The organism is Streptomyces sp. NPDC091412 (genome assembly GCF_044756885.1).
Taxonomy (GTDB): domain Bacteria; phylum Actinomycetota; class Actinomycetes; order Streptomycetales; family Streptomycetaceae; genus Streptomyces.
On sequence record NZ_JBIVTV010000001.1, the window covers coordinates 291,907 to 309,217 of the forward strand.

At 73.3% G+C, this 17,311-nt stretch carries 17 protein-coding genes, 1 tRNA gene and 1 pseudogene; 6 read left to right on the forward strand and 13 right to left on the reverse strand.

The window, feature by feature from the left end; genetic code table 11:
• Positions 1-37 precede the first annotated feature (37 nt).
• From mshC to ACIQMV_RS01325, 4 genes are all read right to left on the reverse strand, one after another.
• On the reverse strand, positions 38-1,267 hold the full coding sequence (gene mshC / locus ACIQMV_RS01310; RefSeq protein WP_402590217.1) for a cysteine--1-D-myo-inosityl 2-amino-2-deoxy-alpha-D-glucopyranoside ligase: 1,230 nt from the start codon (positions 1,265-1,267) through the stop codon (positions 38-40).
• Positions 1,268-1,341: 74 nt separating this feature from the next.
• On the reverse strand, positions 1,342-2,172 hold the full coding sequence (locus tag ACIQMV_RS01315) for an SCO1664 family protein (RefSeq protein ID WP_402590219.1): 831 nt from the start codon (positions 2,170-2,172) through the stop codon (positions 1,342-1,344).
• The gene (locus ACIQMV_RS01320) at positions 2,136-2,726 is read right to left on the reverse strand and encodes a DUF3090 domain-containing protein (protein WP_141362492.1); all 591 of its coding nucleotides are present in this window, start codon (positions 2,724-2,726) and stop codon (positions 2,136-2,138) included. Before ACIQMV_RS01320 ends, ACIQMV_RS01315 begins: the two co-directional genes overlap by 37 nt.
• Before the next feature lie 79 nt (positions 2,727-2,805).
• Positions 2,806-3,492, reverse strand: coding sequence for a histidine phosphatase family protein (locus tag ACIQMV_RS01325; protein WP_141362490.1), 687 nt, complete (start codon positions 3,490-3,492; stop codon positions 2,806-2,808).
• Positions 3,493-3,553: 61 nt separating this feature from the next.
• Between ACIQMV_RS01325 and ACIQMV_RS01330 the strand changes: the two genes are divergently transcribed.
• A complete protein-coding gene (locus tag ACIQMV_RS01330) occupies positions 3,554-4,552 on the forward strand; it encodes a magnesium and cobalt transport protein CorA (RefSeq protein WP_402590221.1) in 999 nt (332 codons plus the stop codon).
• A gap of 15 nt (positions 4,553-4,567) precedes the next feature.
• Here the strand turns inward: ACIQMV_RS01330 and ACIQMV_RS01335 are convergent.
• Both ACIQMV_RS01335 and ACIQMV_RS01340 read right to left on the reverse strand, forming a co-directional pair.
• A pseudogene (locus ACIQMV_RS01335) lies at positions 4,568-5,076 on the reverse strand (hypothetical protein).
• Between the two features lie 273 nt (positions 5,077-5,349).
• Complete coding sequence (locus ACIQMV_RS01340; protein WP_402590223.1) at positions 5,350-6,405, reverse strand: LLM class F420-dependent oxidoreductase; 1,056 nt, start codon at positions 6,403-6,405, stop codon at positions 5,350-5,352.
• 176 nt (positions 6,406-6,581) lie between these two features.
• Between ACIQMV_RS01340 and ACIQMV_RS01345 the strand changes: the two genes are divergently transcribed.
• Together ACIQMV_RS01345 and ACIQMV_RS01350 are read left to right on the forward strand one after the other, a co-directional pair.
• Complete coding sequence (locus ACIQMV_RS01345) at positions 6,582-7,565, forward strand: aldo/keto reductase (RefSeq protein ID WP_141362484.1); 984 nt, start codon at positions 6,582-6,584, stop codon at positions 7,563-7,565.
• Positions 7,562-10,048 carry a helix-hairpin-helix domain-containing protein gene (locus tag ACIQMV_RS01350; protein ID WP_402590226.1) on the forward strand — a complete coding sequence of 829 codons (2,487 nt, stop codon included), beginning with the start codon at positions 7,562-7,564 and terminating at the stop codon, positions 10,046-10,048. The genes ACIQMV_RS01345 and ACIQMV_RS01350 overlap by 4 nt, the downstream gene beginning before the upstream one ends.
• A gap of 113 nt (positions 10,049-10,161) precedes the next feature.
• Here the strand turns inward: ACIQMV_RS01350 and ACIQMV_RS01355 are convergent, their stop codons facing one another.
• Positions 10,162-10,890, reverse strand: coding sequence for a hypothetical protein (locus tag ACIQMV_RS01355; RefSeq protein WP_402590228.1), 729 nt, complete (start codon positions 10,888-10,890; stop codon positions 10,162-10,164).
• 47 nt (positions 10,891-10,937) lie between these two features.
• Here ACIQMV_RS01355 and ACIQMV_RS01360 point away from each other — a divergent pair, with 47 nt between their 5' ends.
• Positions 10,938-11,126 (forward strand): DUF5703 family protein, encoded by a 189-nt coding sequence (locus ACIQMV_RS01360; RefSeq protein WP_030244084.1) that lies wholly within the window; start codon positions 10,938-10,940, stop codon positions 11,124-11,126.
• A gap of 73 nt (positions 11,127-11,199) precedes the next feature.
• Here ACIQMV_RS01360 and ACIQMV_RS01365 read toward each other — a convergent pair whose 3' ends face one another.
• From ACIQMV_RS01365 to ACIQMV_RS01375, 3 genes are all read right to left on the reverse strand, one after another.
• Positions 11,200-12,042: a chaplin gene (locus ACIQMV_RS01365; RefSeq protein WP_402590230.1), complete on the reverse strand. Its 843-nt coding sequence runs from the start codon at positions 12,040-12,042 to the stop codon at positions 11,200-11,202.
• A 191-nt stretch (positions 12,043-12,233) separates the two neighbouring features.
• Entirely contained in the window at positions 12,234-12,467 is a 234-nt protein-coding gene (chpH, locus tag ACIQMV_RS01370; protein ID WP_141362476.1) for a chaplin ChpH, read from the reverse strand.
• A 196-nt stretch (positions 12,468-12,663) separates the two neighbouring features.
• Positions 12,664-13,989, reverse strand: a complete 1,326-nt coding sequence (locus tag ACIQMV_RS01375) for a M20/M25/M40 family metallo-hydrolase (protein ID WP_361412875.1) — start codon at positions 13,987-13,989, stop codon at positions 12,664-12,666.
• A 228-nt stretch (positions 13,990-14,217) separates the two neighbouring features.
• Here ACIQMV_RS01375 and ACIQMV_RS01380 point away from each other — a divergent pair.
• Positions 14,218-14,305, forward strand: a tRNA-Leu gene (locus tag ACIQMV_RS01380).
• Positions 14,306-14,377: 72 nt separating this feature from the next.
• Here ACIQMV_RS01380 and ACIQMV_RS01385 read toward each other — a convergent pair.
• Complete coding sequence (locus tag ACIQMV_RS01385) at positions 14,378-15,670, reverse strand: phosphoribosyltransferase family protein (protein ID WP_402590233.1); 1,293 nt, start codon at positions 15,668-15,670, stop codon at positions 14,378-14,380.
• A gap of 12 nt (positions 15,671-15,682) precedes the next feature.
• Positions 15,683-15,994 (reverse strand): dsRBD fold-containing protein, encoded by a 312-nt coding sequence (locus ACIQMV_RS01390; protein WP_141362470.1) that lies wholly within the window; start codon positions 15,992-15,994, stop codon positions 15,683-15,685.
• Positions 15,995-16,171: 177 nt separating this feature from the next.
• Here ACIQMV_RS01390 and ACIQMV_RS01395 point away from each other — a divergent pair, with 177 nt between their 5' ends.
• A complete protein-coding gene (locus ACIQMV_RS01395) occupies positions 16,172-16,549 on the forward strand; it encodes a YchJ family protein (RefSeq protein WP_401775313.1) in 378 nt (125 codons plus the stop codon).
• 12 nt (positions 16,550-16,561) lie between these two features.
• On the opposite strand, the gene ACIQMV_RS01400 is transcribed toward ACIQMV_RS01395, so the two are convergent.
• Entirely contained in the window at positions 16,562-17,266 is a 705-nt protein-coding gene (locus ACIQMV_RS01400; RefSeq protein WP_141362466.1) for a FadR/GntR family transcriptional regulator, read from the reverse strand.
• Positions 17,267-17,311 lie beyond the last annotated feature (45 nt).

The window sequence follows — 17,311 nt, forward strand, 5'->3', positions numbered from 1 at the left end:
CGCGCACCGCCCCTGATGCCGTGTCCGGCCGGTCGGGTCAGAGAGCCACGCCCAGCAGGGCGTCCACGGCGCGCGAGACGAGGCCGGGGGCGCCGGTGTCCTCGCCGCCGTGCTCCTGCTGGAGGGCCACCCAGCGGTCGACCGCGGCGAGGGCCGCCGGGGCGTTCAGGTCGTCGGCGAGGGCGTCGCGGATCTCCTCGACCAGCGCGTCCGCGGACGGGCCGTCGGGCCGGGAGACGGCCGCGCGCCAGCGGTCCAGACGCTCGCCGGCTTCCTGGAGCACCCGGTCGGTCCACTCCCAGTCGGAGCGGTAGTGGTGGGCGAGGAGCGCGAGGCGGATGGCGGCGGGGTCGACGCCGTCGCGCCTGAGCTGCGAGACGAAGACCAGGTTGCCCTTGGACTTGGACATCTTCTCGCCGTCGAGCGCGACCATGCCGGCGTGGACGTACGCCTTGGCCATGGGGAACTCGCCGGTGAGCACCTGGGCGTGCGAGGCGCCCATCTCGTGGTGCGGGAAGGCGAGGTCGGAGCCGCCGCCCTGCACCTCGAAGCCCATGCCGAGGTGGTCCAGGGCGATGGCCACGCACTCGATGTGCCAGCCGGGCCGGCCACGGCCGAGGGAGCCCCCGTCCCAGCTCGGCTCGCCGTCCCGGGCGGCCATCCACAGCATCGGGTCGAGCGGGTTCTTCTTGCCCGGGCGGTCCGGGTCGCCGCCGCGCTCGGCCGAAAGCAGCCGCATGGCCGCCGCGTCGAGGCGGGAGACCTCGCCGAAGTGGGGGTCGGACTCGACGGAGAAGTACACGTCCCCGTCGAGCTCGTACGCCGCCCCCAGGTCGCGCAGTCGTTCGACCAGCGGGACGATGCCGGGTATGGCCTCCACGGCGCCGATGTAGTGCCGGGGCGGCAGCATCCGCAGGGCCGTCATGTCCTCACGGAACAGGGCCGTCTCCTGCTCGGCCAGCTCCACCCAGTCGACGTCGTCGCGCTGCGCCCGCTCCAGCAGGGGATCGTCGACGTCGGTCACATTCTGGACGTAGTGAACCTGCCGCTTGGTGTCGAGCCACACGCGCTGCACGAGGTCGAACGCGTTGTAGGTCGCCGCGTGCCCCATGTGGGTGGCGTCGTACGGCGTGATGCCGCAGACATAGATACGGGCGACGGGACCGGGGTCGAGTGTGACCAGGCCACCGGTCGCGGTGTCGTGGATCCTGAGGTCGCGGCCCTCACCAGGCAGGGCGGGGACTTCGGAAGCGGGCCAGGCATGCATGTCATGAGCGTAACCGGACCGCGGTCCCATCTACGAACCGGACCACCCCGGAGGGCTGGTTGACCCCTGTTCTCTCAGACCGGCGGCCATGGGATCGCCGGCCACTCGCCGCTCGGCTCGGGGTGTGCGCCGGAGGTGAGCAGCGCGGTCACGCGTGCGCGGGTGGCGTCGAGTTCGGCCGGGGTGATCAGGGCGGCCAGCCGGGTCGCGAGGGGGGCGCCGTCGCGGAGCGTGTCCTCCAGGGCCTTGAGGACGGCCAGGACCTCCGGCGGGAGCGGTTCGCCCGCCCAGCCCCACAGGAGGGTGCGCAGCTTGTTCTCGACGTTGAAGGTGACGCCGTGGTCGATGCCGTAGAGGTGTCCCTCCGGGGTCGGCAGCAGGTGGCCGCCCTTGCGGTCGGCGTTGTTGATCACGGCGTCCAGCACGGCCATCCGTCGCAGCCGCTCGTCGTCGGCGTGCACCAGCAGCGCCGTGCGCCCCTCGCCGACCTCGGCGAAGCCGATCGCCTTCCAGCCCGGTCCGGGTTCCTCGGCGTCCAGCAGCGCGAGCAGTTCGGCTTCCGGGGTCGCCTCGATCCACAGCTGGACCATGCCCTCGCCGTACGGGCCGTCGCGCAGCACGGTGGGCGGCACCAGGGACCAGCCGGTCGCCTCGGAGACCTCGTACGCCGCCACCTCGCGGGCGGCGAGGGTGCCGTCGGGGAAGTCCCACAGCGGCCGCTCCCCGGCGACCGGCTTGTACACGCAGGACGCCTCCCGGCCGTCGTACGCGACCGTGCAGAACAGTGCCGCGTTGGAGGCCTCGCGGATGCGGCCGCGCACGGTCAGCTCACCCTGGGCGAGCAGTTCCGCGGGCTCGGCGCCGGGCGTCACGCTCCGCGGCGGTATCCGTTCTGGCGCGGACATACGTGTCCTTCCGGGTCGAGCGGGAGGCTGCACAGCGGGCACGGCGGCCGCCCGGCGTTGACGACGTCGAGGGCGCGCTTGGCGAAGGCCCTCGCCTGCGCGCCGGTGAGCCGGACCCGCAGCATCGGGGGACCGTTCTCCTCGTCCTGCAGCAGCCGCTCCTCGGCCTCGGCGAGGTCCTCCTCGGACTCCGCGTCGAGCTCGACGAGGGCCTGCGCCTCGACGATCATGCGCTGTTCCTCACCGTCCCAGGCGAGCGCCATGGTGCCCACCCGGAACTCCTCCTCGATGGGAGTGTCCAGCGGGCCGGTGTCGGCGATCTCGCTGGGCGCCATGGCGGGCACGGCGGCGCTGCCGCCGCTGCGGCGCAGCACCTCGTCCAGCAGTTCGTCCATGCGCTCGGCGAGCGCGGCGACCTGGGTCTTCTCCAGGGCCACGCTGGTCACCCGGGGGCCTGCGGTGGCCTGGAGGAAGAACGTACGGCGCCCGGGCAGTCCGACCGTGCCGGCCACGAAGCGGTCCGGGGGGTCGTAGAGGAACACCTGACGGGACACGTCCTGTCTCCATGGGAATCGTGAGAACGTCTGAATCGGGAAGTCGAGGGCGACCGCTTCACCCTACTGCGGCCGACGATCACGGTGCGCCCGCGCCGCCCCCGACCGGTGCGTCGTCGCCCTCCGGCTCCTCACGCGGTGCCAGGGACGCGAAGTCCCCGGTGTCGCCGAGCCGTACCAGGAAGGGCCGCAACCTGGTGTAGCGGATCGCGGTGACGGAACAGGGTTCGACGGAGATCCTCTGGAAGAGGTCCAGATGAAGGCCGAGCGCGTCCGCCACGAGGGACTTGATGATGTCACCGTGGGAGCACATCAGGTAGACGGCGTCGGCGCCGTGGTCGCGCTCCACGCGCGCGTTCCACTCGCGCACCGCCTCGGCGGCACGGGTCTGCATCGCGCGCATGGACTCGCCCCCGGGGAACGCGGCCGCCGAGGGATGCGCCTGCACCACCTCCATCAGCGGCTCGTCCTTGAGCTCGGCGAGCTTGCGGCCGGACCAGTCACCGTAGTGGCACTCGCCGATCCGCTCGTCCGTGTGCGCGGTCAGTTCCGGCCGGGCGTCCAGCAGCGGTCGTACGGTTTCCCGGCAGCGCTGCAGCGGACTGGTGACGACTTCGGCGATCGGCAGTCCGCCGAGCCGCCCCGGCAGCGCCGCGGCCTGCGCGGTGCCGCGTTCGTCCAGGGCGACCCCGGGGGTCCAGCCGGCGAGCAGTCCGGCGGTGTTGGCGGTGGAACGTCCGTGCCTGACGAGGATCAGCGTGGGCATGCGGCCAGGGTAGGCGTACGAACGCTTCGGGTGGCGACCGGACGAAGGGAGAACACGCTCTGTGATCGTCGACTGCGCCGTCTACCGTGACGGCCACCGCACACCGGGCTTCGCCGACCTCGCCGACGCCCTGGCCGCGGCGCGGGCCGCCGGGGGTTTCGTGTGGGTGGGGCTGCACGAGCCGGGCGAGGACGAGTTCGGCCTGGTCACCGAGGAGTTCGCGTTGCATCCCCTGGCGGTCGAGGACGCCCTGAAGGCGCATCAGCGGCCCAAGCTGGAGGTCTACGACGACTCCCTGTTCGCGGTGCTCAAGCCCGTGGTGTACGAGCCGCGCAGCGACGCCGTCTCCACCGGCGAGATCATGATCTTCCTGGGCGACTCGTTCGTGGTGACGGTCCGCCACGGCGAGGGCGACGGGCTTGCCGCCGTACGGCGCCGTCTCGAACAGGAGCCGGAGACGCTCGGCCACGGCCCGACCGCCGTGCTGTACGCCATCGCCGACACCACCGTCGACCACTACCTGGACGTGGCCGCCGAGCTCCAGACGGACCTGGAGGAGCTGGAGGCGGAGGTCTTCTCGCCGGACGGCGGCTCGCGGCACTCCGCCTCACGCATCTACGCCTTCAAACGCCGGATCACGGAGTTCCGGCGGGCGACGGGCCCGCTGGCGCTGCCGATGTCCCGCCTGGGCGGCACCGGCACGAGCCTGTTCACCCCGGCCGTGCCCTTCGTGGACGACAAGGCGCGGCCGTTCTTCCGGGACGTCAGCGACCATCTGACCCGGGTCAACGACTCGGTGGAGAGCCTGGACCGGCTGGTCTCGGACATCCTGTCGGCGCACCTCGCGCAGACCGGCGTCCAGCAGAACGACGACATGCGGAAGATCTCCGCGTGGGCGGCCATGGCCGCGGTGCCCACGATGATCGCCGGTATCTACGGCATGAACTTCGCGCACATGCCGGAGCTGCACTGGCTCTGGTCCTACCCGGCGGTGATCCTGCTGATGGCCGCTCTGGAGATGCTGCTGTACCGGCTGTTCAAACGGCAGGGCTGGCTGTAGGTCCCGTGTCACCCGTCAGGCGAACGCGGGCGCCTGGGCAGCGGGTCCGCCGAGGGCGTCGCGGCGCTCGGGCATGCGCGGGGTCGTCATCCGGCGCCGGCCCTCCAGCCGCTCGTAGGCGTACACGGCGTGGATGCCGGCCGCGAGGAGCGCCGACCTGGCCGCGGACCGGCCGAGGTTGCGGCCCATACGGGACATGACGGCCAGGCTGACGTCGCGGTGGACGCGGATCCCGGCGAGCGCGTACGCGTGCAGCGTCCGCCGGATGGTCCGGCGGTACCCGGCGGCGAGGCGCACTCACCGCGCTTGCACGGCAGGGCGCGGATCCGGCCGGGCTTGTCCTCGTCCGCCCCGTGGCGGGCGATCTTCGGGGCGAGGCCGCGCTCGCCGGACGGTACGAGCGCCGCGATCCGGCCGTTCTCCCGGCCGCCCCGCGCCTCCCCGCCGGCCGCCATGGAGCGGAACAGCCGGAAGGACTCGTCGTGGTCGAGGATCTCCTGGAACAGGCTTCCGGGCCAAAGCACCGCGGGCCGCCTCCCTGCCCGACTGCCGCGCAGCTCGAGTCGAATGCGACCGCGGGGGTGCCGCAACAGGGGTGAGGGCGCACTACGCCGAACGGAGGAGCGTGCGGCGGGCGGCGGGGCGACCGGAACGGGGCCGGACACGGGCGTAACCGCGCGGCGGCGGGCGCGTTGTTCTCCATGACGGCCGTGGCGGGGAAGACCCCCGAGCCCCCACCACGGCCGCGAAAAGCCACCGACATACCGCCCCGCCGCCTGCCGTGTCGCGGCGGGCGATCACGCCAGCCCGGCACGCTCCAGAGCCTCGGTGCCGGCCCGCAGCGAGGCCAGCCGCTCCTCCAGCGTGAAGCCCGCGGGGGCGAGGGTCAGCGTGGTCACCCCCGCCGCGGCGTAGGCCTTCATGCGGTCCGCGATCCGGTCGACGGAGCCGAGCAGTGTGGTCTGGTCGATGAGCTGCTGCGGTACGGCGGCCGCGGCGCCCTGCTTGTCGCCGGACAGGTACTTCTCCTGGATCTCGGCGGCCTCCTTCTCGTAGCCCATGCGACGGGCGAGCTGGTTGTAGAAGTTCTGCTTGCGGCTGCCCATGCCGCCGACGTACAGCGCGGTGTAGGGGCGGAAGGTGTCGGCGAGGCGGGACACGTCCTTGTCGTCGCCGACGGCCAGCGGCAGGGTCGGGCAGACGTCGAAGCCGTCCAGGCTCTTGCCGGCCTTCTCGCGGCCGGCGCGCAGGTGCTTGACCGCCGTCTCCTCGAGGTGGTCGGCGGAGGGGAAGATGAGCAGCGCGCCGTCGGCGATCTCGCCGGTCTGCTCCAGGTTCCTCGGGCCGATGGCGGCGATGTAGAGCGGGATGTGCTCACGCTGCGGGTGCACGGTCAGCTTGATCGGCTTGCCGGGACCGCCCGGCAGCGGCAGCGTCCAGTGCTCGCCGTCGTACGTCAGCCGTTCCCGCGTCATCGCCCTGCGGACGATCTCGACGTACTCGCGGGTGCGGGCCAGCGGCTTGTCGAACTTCACGCCGTACCAGCCCTCGGACACCTGCGGGCCGGAGACGCCGAGGCCGAGCCGGAAGCGGCCGCCGGACAGCGAGTCCAGCGTGGCGGCCGTCATCGCCGTCATCGCGGGCTGCCGGGCGGGGATCTGGAAGATGGCCGAGCCCACGTCGATGCGCTCGGTCTGCGCTGCGACCCAGGTGAGCACGGTGGCCGCGTCCGAGCCGTAGGCCTCGGCCGCCCAGCACACGGCGTATCCGAGCCGGTCCGCCTCCTGCGCGACGGCCAGGTTGTCCGCGTCCATGCCGGCACCCCAGTAGCCGAGGTTGATCCCGAGCTGCATGCCGTTCCCCTTACCGATCAGTAACGTCCGTTGTGCGGGGAACACTAGCGCGGCGCCACGGCACATGGCAGTGCACGACCTGCGGGACGGCCGGTTCGCGGCGCCGCCCCGACGGGCGGGGACCGGGTTGTCCACAGGTCACCCACGTACCAGCCGTGGCCAGTAATCTCGCGACCATGGAGCAGAGGCATCTCGGCCGTACGGGCCTGCGCGTGTCCCGCATCGGCCTCGGCACCCTCACCTGGGGCCGGGACACCGACGAGCACGACGCCGCGGACATGCTGAAGGTGTTCTGGGAGGCGGGCGGCACCCTCGTGGACACGGCGGACGTGTACGGCGACGGACAGGCCGAGTACCTGCTCGGGCTGCTCATGGACGGCCTCGTGCCCCGCCGTGACCTGGTCCTCTCGACCAAGGCGGGCAGCGTGCCGGACCCGGACCGGCGTTTCGACGGCTCCCGCGGCCATCTGCTGGCCGCGCTGGACGCCTCCCTCGCCCGCCTCGGCACGGACTACGTCGACGTGTGGCACGTCCACGCCTTCGACCCGCACACACCGCTGGAGGAGACCCTCCACGCGGTCGACCTCGCCGTCGGCAGCGGCCGGGTGCGCTACGCGGGCGTCTCCAACTTCTGCGGCTGGCAGCTGGCCAAGGCCGCGACCTGGCAGCTCGCGGCGCCCGGCACCCGGACGCGGCTGGCGAGCACGCAGATGGAGTACTCGCTGCTGCAACGCGGCGTGGAGCGCGAGGTGCTGCCCGCCGCGCTGGACCTGGGCGTCGGCCTGCTGCCGTCCTCACCGCTGGGCCGCGGCGTGCTGACCGGCAAGTACCGCAACGCGACGCCGCCGGACTCGCGGGGCGCCTCGGAACACCTGGCGCCGTTCGTCGAGCCGTACCTGGACGACACGGCGGGCCGCATCGTGGACGCGGTGTCCACGGCGGCGGACGGGCTGGCGGTGACCCCGCTCCAGGTGGCCCTCGCCTGGGTCCGCGACCGGCCGGGCGTGACGGCGCCGATCGTCGGTACCCGCAACGCGCAGCAGCTCACGGCGGTGTTGTCAGTGGAGGCGCTTAGTCTTCCTGACGAGATCTGCCGGGCGCTCGACGACGTGTCGGAGCCCGTGCACCGCTATCCCGATCACGACTGGAGCACGCTGTGAGCACGGAGCCGGAGACCACGGAACAGACGGGGCCTGGCACCCCGGACCCCGGGGCGGACGACGGCCTCCGCCACGACGGCCCGGTCGGGGAGGGCGGTACGCCGGGGGGCGGGATGTCGGGGAACAGCGCGTCGGAGGGCGGGGCGGCTGCGGAGGGGGACGCCTCCGGGGCCGGAACGAGCGCCGGGAGCGGCGCCTCGGAAGCCGAGGGGGCCGGGGAAGGCGGCGCCTCGGACGGCGGGGCGAACTCGGAGGACGGCGCCTCCGAGGCCGGTGCGGCCTCGGGCGGGGGCGTCGCCCCGGAGGACGGCGCGAGCGCGGGCGGCGGTGACTCGGCGGAGGACGGGCGGTCCGGCGCGGAGGCGGAGCCCTCGGACGGCTCGGACGGCTCGGACGAATCGGACGGCTCGGACGGCTCGGACGGGGGCAAGAGGTCCGAGGCCGAGGCCGAGTTGGCGGCTCAGCGGGTCGAGCGGGAGCGGATCGAGCAGCGGAAGGCCGAGCGGAAGGGGCAGATCGAGAGCGGCGGCAAGCTCAGCGGCACGGCGGCCGACCTGCTGGCCGCCGTGCGGGCCGTGGAGAGCGGTGAGAAGCCCTCGGCCACCGTCTTCGCCGAGCCCGAGCCCGCACCGCGCCGCTCCGCCCCCGAACCGGCACCGCGGCCGAGGACCGTGGCGCCCGAGGCCACCACCGCGCCCGCCGGGCCGGCGCCGGAGACCGTCCAGGCGGTGCGCCGGGTGCTGGCCCAGGGCGGCGCACCGGAGACGCTCGCCCCCCAGGTCGCCGCCGCCCTCGGCGAGGGCGCGGAGGAGCGGCTGCACGCCGACCCCTGGCAGTTGCTCCACGTCACCGGCGTACGGCCGGAGCAGGCCGACGGGTTCGCGCGCGCCCTGCTCGGCGCCGAGTGCGGCCCGGACGACGAGCGCCGCGGGCGGGCCTTCACCGTGTGGCTGCTGGAGCAGGCCGCCCTCGCCGGGCACACGGCCCTGGAAGCCCCGGCCCTGACCGCCGCCCTGGCCCAGCGGGCGGTGCCCGACCCCGAGGCGGCCCTGAACGGCACGCTGGCGGAGGGCGAGGCCCTGGTGTTCCAGGACGCCCTGGAGGACGCCCCGGCCACCGAGGAGGCGGACGAGGACGGCGGGCGTCCGGTGCGCGTCCTCGTCGGCCTGGAGCGGTACGCGCTCGCCGAGGAGAGTCTGGCCGACGGACTCGCCCGCCTGATCAACTCCGCGCCGAAGGAAGGCGGTTCGGCCACGGACTGGGAGCGGGCCGCCGCCTCCGCGCAGGGCTCCGCCGCCGAGTTGCTCCGCGCCGTGGCCGGGCACGGACTGGTGCTGCACACCGGCGGGGAGGCGTCCCGCGTCGAGCCCGCGCGGCTGCTCGTCGAGGCGGGTCGTCTCGGGCTGCGCGCCTGGGCCGCCGCCCACAGCCCGCTCGGCCGGGACGGCTTCGGGCAGCTTCTCGGGCGGCTCCCGCAGGCGCAGGAGCCCTCGGAGGCGCCCGAGTCCGCCGTCGCCACCGTGGCCGGACTGCTGTCCGGCGCCGAGGGCCCCGGCCGGGACGAGGACGGTTCGCTCGCGCTGGACCTCCTCGTCGTGCTCGACGCGCCCCAACTGGACGTGGAGACGGCGGCCCTGCTGGTCGAGTCGCTGCCGGACGGGGCGCGGCTGGTGCTGGCCGGGGATCCGGCGGTGCTGTGGTCGGTGGGCCCGGGTCGGGTGTTCGCGGATCTGCTGGCGGCGCGGGTGTGCCCGCAGATCGCCTCGCGCCTGCCGGATCCGGGCCCGCTGGGCGAGCTGGTTTCCGGCGTCGGCGCCGGCGAGCTGAACCAGGTGGCGGCGCCCGGCAAGGAGGTGGTGATCGTCCCGGTGCGGGACGCGGGCGAGGCCGTGCACCGGACCGTGCAACTCGTCGCGGACGCGGTGCCGCGGGCGATCGGCATCCCGGCCGAGCAGACCGTGGTGATCACCCCGGGTCACGGCGGCGCGGCCGGCACGCGCGCGCTGAACGCCGCGCTGAAGGAGCGGCTCAACCCGGGGCCCGGCCGCTTCGGCGGTTTCGACCCCGGCGACCGGATCGCCTACTCCCCCGCTCCGGGCCGTACGCTGCCCGGACAGGTGGTGAAGGCCGACGCCGAGGGACTGCACCTGTCCTGCTCGGACGCCCACGTGGTGGTCCCGAAGGAGCGGGTGGAGTCGCAACTGCGGCACGGCTGGGCGCTGACCGCGCACCAGGCCGTCGGCGGCCGGTGGCCCGCGGTGGTCGTCGTGCTGCCCGGTGACGCGGCCAAGGGGCTCAGCCGCCCGTGGGTCTACACGGCGTTCAGCCGGGCCGCCCGGCATCTGTCCGTGGTGCACGGAGTGGAGCAGGCACTGCCCCGTGCCGTCGCCGAGATCCCGGCCAGGCCCCGTACGACCCGCCTGCCCGCCCTGCTCCAGCCCCCGGCGCAGGATCCCGGGACACAGGAGGGAACGGCCGGCTGAGATCCCGGAACTCCTGGAACTCCCAGCGCTCCTGGAACACACGCCTCAGCCGTCGGGGACCCGCCCGGCATGCGACCGGGGCGGACCGGCGACCGCCGGTCCGCCCACGGGCCTCAGCGGTCGTTCGCGTCCAGCGGTTCCAGGTCCTCTTCGTCGAGCGGCGCGCTGAAGTCGTCCTCGTCGAGGTCCTCGTCCTCGTCCTCGTCGAGGTCGTCGTCGTCCAGCTCGTCGTCCTCGTCGTCGAAGACCGCGCTGACGTCGAAACGGCAGACGACCCGCTCCGGGTCGACGTGCTCGAAGGGGGCGTCCAGCCATTCGCCCGGGTCGGCGGGCTCGTCCGCGGCGGTGACCCACAAAGTCGAGTCACCCTCCTCCAGGCCGAACTCCTTGTGCCGGGAGGCGATCTCGTCCGGTTCGAACTCGCCGAACAGGATGCCGATCGCCCCGTGCGCCGTGCCGGAGGCGCCCTCGGCGGTGCCCAGGACGGCCTCGGAGTCCGCGGCCTCCACCCGCTGGGCCTGCGCCAGCAGCCGCTGCGGCTCGGCCACGGCGTAGTCGCGGCGGATGATCACGCTGATCGCGTTCGGCTCCTCGGGACCCGTGTACGGCGGCAGCGAGTCGTCACCGGGGATCTCGAAGGGCGTGACCTCGTCGTAGCGGTCGTAGAGCAGTTCGTCGTACGTCTCCGCCGCCGCGGCCAGCTGGTTGAACGCCTCGTAGACGGCCGGGTCTTCGTCACCCGACCTGCGTTCGACCGCGGCCAGGTGGCGGTCGAGCGCGGTCTTGACCGCCTCGGCGGCGGCGCGTACCTCGGCAGCGGTGGGCTGCGCAGCATCAGACATAGTGCAGACGCTATCCGTACCGGGCCCCAGCCCGCACAATAGATGCGATGCCGGAATACGAATTTGTCGACGTGTACGTCCCGCGCGGGGTGTCCCGCAAGGAGACGGCACGTCTGCTGACGGACCACGCCGAGTACGGACACTGGGAGTTGTACCGTCTGAGCCTGCTGCGCGACGGCAGCCGCAGGGTGCGGTTGCGCCGGCGGATCATCCGCCAGGTGCGCGCCACGTGGTGAGCTGAGGCGGCCGAGCCACAGCGGGCCCCGCCGAAGCGGGGCCCGCTTTGTCATGGGCATCGCCGTTTTCGGGCTACCTGGCGGAGGTCCGTGCCTTGCGGTACAGCACCGCACCCGCGAGCAGCGCGCCCGCGCCCACCGGCAGGACGGCGCCCATCGGCAGTTCGCTGCCGGTGTGGGCGAGCTGCGCCCGGCTGCCGGTCGCGGCGACGGACTGCGCCTCCGGCTGGTTCACCCGCGTCGAACCACCGGGAGTGCCGCTGCCGCCGCCCTCGGAGGGCGGCGTGGCCGGGGTAGCGGGGGTGGCAGGAGTGCCAGGTGTGCCGGGCGTGCCGGGCTGACCCGGAGTACCCGGGTGACCGGGCGTCCCCGGATGTCCCGGATGTCCCGGGTGGCCGGGGTGGCCCGGGTGGCCCGGGTGGCCCGGGTGCCTCGGTGTGCTGGGCGGGTTCTCCCGGTCGCCGCCCGGAGGCGTGGCGTGGCTCCCGCCGCCGTTGGCACAGTGGTTGCCCATGGCCGGGTTGGCCACACCGATCACGTCGACGCTGTTGCCGCAGACGTTGACGGGCACGTCGACCGGCACCTGCACCGTGTTGCCGGAGCCGACACCCGGCGAGTCGCTGGTGCGCCCCTGGGCGTGGGCACCGCCGTTGTTCCCGGACGCGCTGCCGCCGCCGTGCTGGGCGCAGGTGTTGCCCGCCGCCGGGTTGAGCAGTCCGACGACGTTGATCGTGTTGCCGCAGACGTTCACCGGCACGTGCACCGGCACCTGCACCGTGTTGCCGGACAGCACGCCCGGTGACCGGGACGCGGCGCCGGACGCGCCCGCGTCGGCGTGGGCGTAGCCGCTCGCCGCGGCGATCACGCCGGTGGCCGCGGCCACCGTCATCAGGCCCTTTCGGGTGACCTGTCGCATTTTGCTGAATCCCTGCCTTCGACCTTCTCGAACCTTCCGGAACGCGCGGTCGCATCCGTCGGAATTCCGTCGTCGCGACCGCGCCGATAAACCGGTCGGCCCCCGAGCGCAAGGCGGGCGCTCCGGGGCCGACGGGTTCAGACCCCCCACGGAGTCGATGGAGTCAGACCCTCACGGGGCGGGGCACAACGTCAGTGGTTGACACAGGTGTTGCCGAAGGCGGGGTTCAGCAGCCCGATCACCGAGATCGTGTTGCCGCACACGTTCACCGGCACGTGAACGGGCACCTGGATGACGTTGCCGGAAACGACGCCGGGGGACTGCACGGCAGCACCCTGGGCGCCCGAGTCGGCGGCGGCCATCCCGGCGCCCGCGAGAACCAGTCCACCGGTGGCGACCGCGGCAGCGACGACCTTCTTGATCATTATTCCTCCTCGTTGACAAAGGCGATCTCATGTTGCTGATCGCATCACCTGTAACGAGGAGGAACTAATCGGGATACGAGCTTATGGTCGCATTCACTCTTCCCGGCCTTTCCCGCACGCGCGGCCGATTACCGGGGTCAAGCCGTTGATGACGCATCCGGGCGGAACTGCCGTTGATGACGCATCCGGGCGGAACTCAGGACGCGTCGATGAACCGGTCGAGCACGCGCACGCCGAACTTCAGGCCGTCCACCGGCACCCGCTCGTCCACGCCGTGGAACATGCCCGCGAAGTCCAGCTCCGGCGGCAGCTTCAGCGGCGCGAAGCCGAAGCCCCGGATGCCCAGGTCGTCGAAGGACTTGGCGTCGGTGCCTCCGGAGAGCATGTACGGGATGGCCTTCGCGGCCGGGTCCTCGGCCACCAGCGCGGACTGCATCGCGTCCACCAGGGCCCCGTCGAAGGTGGTCTCGACGGCCTTGTCGGAGTGCACGTCCTCGCGCTTGACCTTCGGTCCCAGGATCCGGTCGAGGTCGGCGAGGAACTCCTCCTCGAAGCCGGGCAGGAACCGCCCGTCGACGTGCGCGGTGGCCTCGCCCGGGATGACGTTGACCTTGTAACCGGCGCCCAGCTGCGTGGGGTTGGCGGTGTTGCTCAGGGTGGCGCCGATGAGCTTGGCGATGCCGCCGAGCTTCGCGATGGTGCCGTCCATGTCCTCCGGGTCGAGCTTGGTGCCGAGCGCGTCGCCCAGTTCGTCCAGGAAGGCGCGGGTGGTCTTGGTCACCCGCACCGGGAACCTGTGCCGCCCGAGCCGGGCGACGGCCTCCGACAGCTCGGTGATCGCGTTGTCCCGGTGGATCATCGAGCCGTGCCCCGCGGTGCCGGCCACGGTCAGCTTCATCCAGTGCATGCCCTTCTCGGCCGTCTGGATCAGGTACAGCCGTCGCTGTTCGCTGACGGTGAAGGAGAACCCGCCGACCTCGCTGATCGCCTCGGTGACCCCCTCGAACAGGTCCGGGTGGTTGTCCACCAGGTACCGGGCTCCGTACGTACCGCCCGCCTCCTCGTCGGCGAGGAAGGCGAGCACGATGTCCCGCGGGGGCCTGCGTCCGCTGCGCAGCCGGTCGCGCACGACCGCCAGCGTCATCGCGTCCATGTCCTTCATGTCGACCGCGCCGCGACCCCACACGCACCCGTCCGCGACCTCCCCGGAGAAGGGGTGGTGGGTCCAGTCGTCGGCGTTGGCCGGTACGACGTCGGTGTGGCCGTGGATCAGCAGCGCCGGCCGGGAGGGGTCCTCGCCCTCGATGCGGGCCACCGTCGAGGCCCGGCCCGGGTGCGACTCGAAGATCTTCGGTTCCAGGCCCACCTCGGCGAGCTTCTCGGCGACGTACTCGGCCGCCCTGCGCTCACCCGGTCCCGAGTGGTCGCCGTAGTTGCTGGTGTCGATCTGGATCAGCTCGCGGCAGAGGTCCACGACCTCGTCCTCGCCGGTGACGCCCCTGGCCGTGCCCGTCTCGCTCACGCTGCTTCCTCCCGCTGTGTGCTGGTGGCCACCCCGTGTGCCGGTGGTCCACTCATCCTCCCCCTCCCCCGCGCCAACCCCAAGAGAGCCCCGGGCCCCGCCCGCCGCCGCCCGCGCCCCGGCCCGCCCGCGCGGCGGCCCCCTGGGGCGGGCGGGTGATCGGGCCTGCCCGAAAGCCTGGTAATGTTTCCTTCGTCGCCGCGGGAAGGCCTGCACGACAAGCACCCCGTCCGGGTGGCGGAATGGCAGACGCGCTAGCTTGAGGTGCTAGTGCCCTTTATCGGGCGTGGGGGTTCAAGTCCCCCCTCGGACACCACCGGAAAACGGTGTCGACCAGTATCGGTCGGCACCGTTTTCGCGTTCCCGCACACCGCACACCGCCCCGGGGCTACACGTGCGCCGCCGCCATGTGGTCCGTGAACCAGTCCCGGGCCAGGTCGGTCACCGTCTCCAGGGCTCCGGGCTCCTCGAAGAGATGGGTGGCGCCGGGGACGACGCCGAGGTGGCTCTCGCAGCGCAGCCGGGACTGCGCCTGGCGGTTGAGGTCGAGGACGACGGTGTCGGCGCCGCCGACGATCAGCAGGGTGGGGGCGGTCACGTCCGGCAGGCGCGTCCCGGCCAGGTCGGGACGGCCGCCCCGGGAGACCACGGCGGCTATGTGCGCGCCGGGTTCCGCAGCTGCCCAGAGGGCGGCGGCCGCGCCGGTGCTGGCGCCGAAGTAGCCGACCGCCATCCGCTCGGCGCCGGGCCGGCCGCGCAGCCAGCCGGTGGCGGCGGTGAGCCGGGCGGCCAGCAGCGTGGTGTCGAACACGTTGGCCCGATCCCGCGCCTCCTCCTCGGTGAGCAGGTCGAACAGGAGGGTGCCGAGGCCGGCCCGGTTCAGGCCCTCGGCGACGAAGCGGTTGCGCGGGCTGTGCCGTCCGCTGCCGCTGCCGTGCGCGAAGACCACGATGCCGACGGCCTCGGGGGGCACCGTCAGATGACCGCCGAGCCGCACGGCACCGGCCGCCACCTCCACCTCGCGGTCGACGGGGAACCGGTGCGAGCGGCCCGCCGCCCGGCGCAGGCACGCGACGACGTCCTCGTCGTCGAGCTGGGCGAAGTCGGCGTAGAACTGGCCGACCGCGAAGAAGTCCGGCGGGGTGGCCAGGCACACGAGTTCGTCGGCCTCGCCGCCGAGCCGGTGCGTCCAGTCCGGCGGTGCGACGGGGACCGCCAGCACGATCCGCGCGGCCCCGCGGGCGCGTACCGTCCGGCAGGCCGCCCGCGCCGTCGAGCCGGTGGCCACGCCGTCGTCGACGACCACCGCGGTCCGGCCCGCGACGGCGACCGGTGGCCGTTCGCCCCGGTAGCGCTCGCCGCGCCGCCGGAGCTCGTCGCGTTCGCGCTCCTCCACGCGCGCGAGTTCCCCGGGTGTGACGCGTGCGTCGCGCAGCACGTCCTCGCCGAGTACGCGTACGCCGTCCTCGCCGATCGCCCCCATGCCCAGCTCCGGATGGAAGGGCACGCCCAGTTTCCGTACGAGGCACACGTCCAGCGGGGCGCCGAGGGCCTCCGCGACGACCTCGGCCACGGGGACGCCGCCGCGGGGCAGGCCGAGCACCACGACGTCCTGGCCGGTGAGGTGTTCCAGGCGGGCGGCCAGCCGCCGTCCCGCGTCGAGACGGTCCGTGAAGAGCACCGTTCGGCTCCTTCACTCCCTGGATGTCCACAGGGGGACGGGAGGCGTCGCCTCCGGCGCTCCCACCGCGTCGATGTCGCCCGCGGCGGCGCGCAGCAGCTCGCGGCCGAGCGCGATCAGCGCACGGCCGGCCGCGAGTTCGTCCCCGATCTCGGGCACCGCCATGTCGTACGGATTGCGGCGGGCCTCCGCCCGGGTCTCCAGGACGTTGTCGCCGGTGTCCAGGACGATCCGGGCGGTGGTGTCCGGGTCGTGTTCGGACAGATACAGATTGAGCCGCCACTCCTTGACGGAGGGAGGCCGGATGCCGACGGGTCGAGTCATCGTCCGTGTCTCCTCAACTCCGGTGGGAGGCGAGGTCACACGGTCGAGGCGACGAGTGACCCGGCGTGGCCTCCGTCTTCCACTGTGCCCCCGTCGCGCGCGTGCCGCACGGGCGCGACGGGGGAAGCGGGCGTACCGGGGGCGGGCGGGTGCGCCGCCGCGGGCAGAATGGGGGGCATGACCATGCGTTCCTGCCCGTGCGGGCTGCCCGAGCCGTATGAGAGGTGCTGCGGCCGCTACCACGGTGGTGGTGCCGCCGCGCCGACCGCCGAGGCGTTGATGCGGTCCCGGTACTGCGCCTTCGTGCGGCTGGACGCGGGGTATCTGCTGCGGACCTGGCACCCGCGGACGCGGCCGACGCGGCTCGACCTGGATCCCGGGATGCGCTGGACGGGTCTGGAGATCCTCGGCACGACGGACGGTTCGGCGTTCCACGGCACGGGGACGGTGACGTTCCGGGCGTCCTACCGGGGTGGCTCGCTGCTCGAACGCAGCCGGTTCGAGCGGGTCGACGGGGCGTGGGTGTACGTGGACGGGGACTTCCCCGAGCAGTGAGGCAGTGCCGCGCTACGGCGCCAGGACGTCCAGTTCCTGGAGGGCCCCGACGGTGATCTCGCGGGTCAGCCGCTCGGCGCGGTCCGCGTCGCGGGCCCGGACCGCCTCGGCGAGCCGGACGTGGAGGGTGACGGCGGCGGGGTCGGGCTCCTCGAACATGACCTCGTGGTGGGTGCGGCCCGTCAGGACCTCGGCGACGACGTCGCCGAGGCGGGCGAACATCTCGTTCCCGGAGGCGCTGAGGATCACGCGGTGGAAGGCGACGTCGTGGACCAGGTACGCCTGAAGCCGGTGGTGGCCGCGTGAGTTGGCCACCATGCCGAGGGCGCACTCGGTGAGTTCGGCGCACTGCTCGGGGGTGGCGAGCCGGGCGGCCAGACCCGCGGCGACCGGTTCGACGGCGGAGCGCAGCACGGTCAGCGACCGCAGCTGCCGGGTCCGGTCGGCGCCGGCCAGGCGCCAGCGGATGACCTGCGGGTCGTAGACGTTCCACTCGGTCAGGGGGAGCACGGTCACGCCGACGCGGCGGCGCGAAGCCACCAGGTGCATGGACTCAAGGACGCGGACCGCCTCGCGCATCACGGAGCGTGACACGTCAAAGCGCTGCGCCAGTTCGTCGGTGCGCAGCACGCTGCCCGGCGGATACTCGCCCGCGGTGATGGCGGGGCCGAGGGTGTCCAGTACGCGGCCGTGCAGCCCTCGGCCCGGTGTGCTCATGCACTCAGCGTACGGGGCGGATCACACTCCCAAAAAGTCAGACTT

Excerpts from the sequence above, each read along its gene's own strand:
- mshC (WP_402590217.1), bottom strand. The coding sequence starts at position 1,267 with ATGCATGCCTGGCCCGCTTCCGAAGTCCCCGCCCTGCCTGGTGAGGGC.
- ACIQMV_RS01315 (WP_402590219.1), bottom strand. The coding sequence starts at position 2,172 with ATGTCCGCGCCAGAACGGATACCGCCGCGGAGCGTGACGCCCGGCGCC.
- ACIQMV_RS01325 (WP_141362490.1), bottom strand. The coding sequence starts at position 3,492 with ATGCCCACGCTGATCCTCGTCAGGCACGGACGTTCCACCGCCAACACC.
- ACIQMV_RS01340 (WP_402590223.1), bottom strand. The coding sequence starts at position 6,405 with ATGCAGCTCGGGATCAACCTCGGCTACTGGGGTGCCGGCATGGACGCG.
- ACIQMV_RS01345 (WP_141362484.1), top strand. The coding sequence starts at position 6,582 with ATGGAGCAGAGGCATCTCGGCCGTACGGGCCTGCGCGTGTCCCGCATC.
- ACIQMV_RS01355 (WP_402590228.1), bottom strand. The coding sequence starts at position 10,890 with ATGTCTGATGCTGCGCAGCCCACCGCTGCCGAGGTACGCGCCGCCGCC.
- ACIQMV_RS01360 (WP_030244084.1), top strand. The coding sequence starts at position 10,938 with ATGCCGGAATACGAATTTGTCGACGTGTACGTCCCGCGCGGGGTGTCC.
- ACIQMV_RS01365 (WP_402590230.1), bottom strand. The coding sequence starts at position 12,042 with ATGCGACAGGTCACCCGAAAGGGCCTGATGACGGTGGCCGCGGCCACC.
- chpH (WP_141362476.1), bottom strand. The coding sequence starts at position 12,467 with ATGATCAAGAAGGTCGTCGCTGCCGCGGTCGCCACCGGTGGACTGGTT.
- ACIQMV_RS01390 (WP_141362470.1), bottom strand. The coding sequence starts at position 15,994 with ATGACTCGACCCGTCGGCATCCGGCCTCCCTCCGTCAAGGAGTGGCGG.
- ACIQMV_RS01395 (WP_401775313.1), top strand. The coding sequence starts at position 16,172 with ATGACCATGCGTTCCTGCCCGTGCGGGCTGCCCGAGCCGTATGAGAGG.
- ACIQMV_RS01400 (WP_141362466.1), bottom strand. The coding sequence starts at position 17,266 with ATGAGCACACCGGGCCGAGGGCTGCACGGCCGCGTACTGGACACCCTC.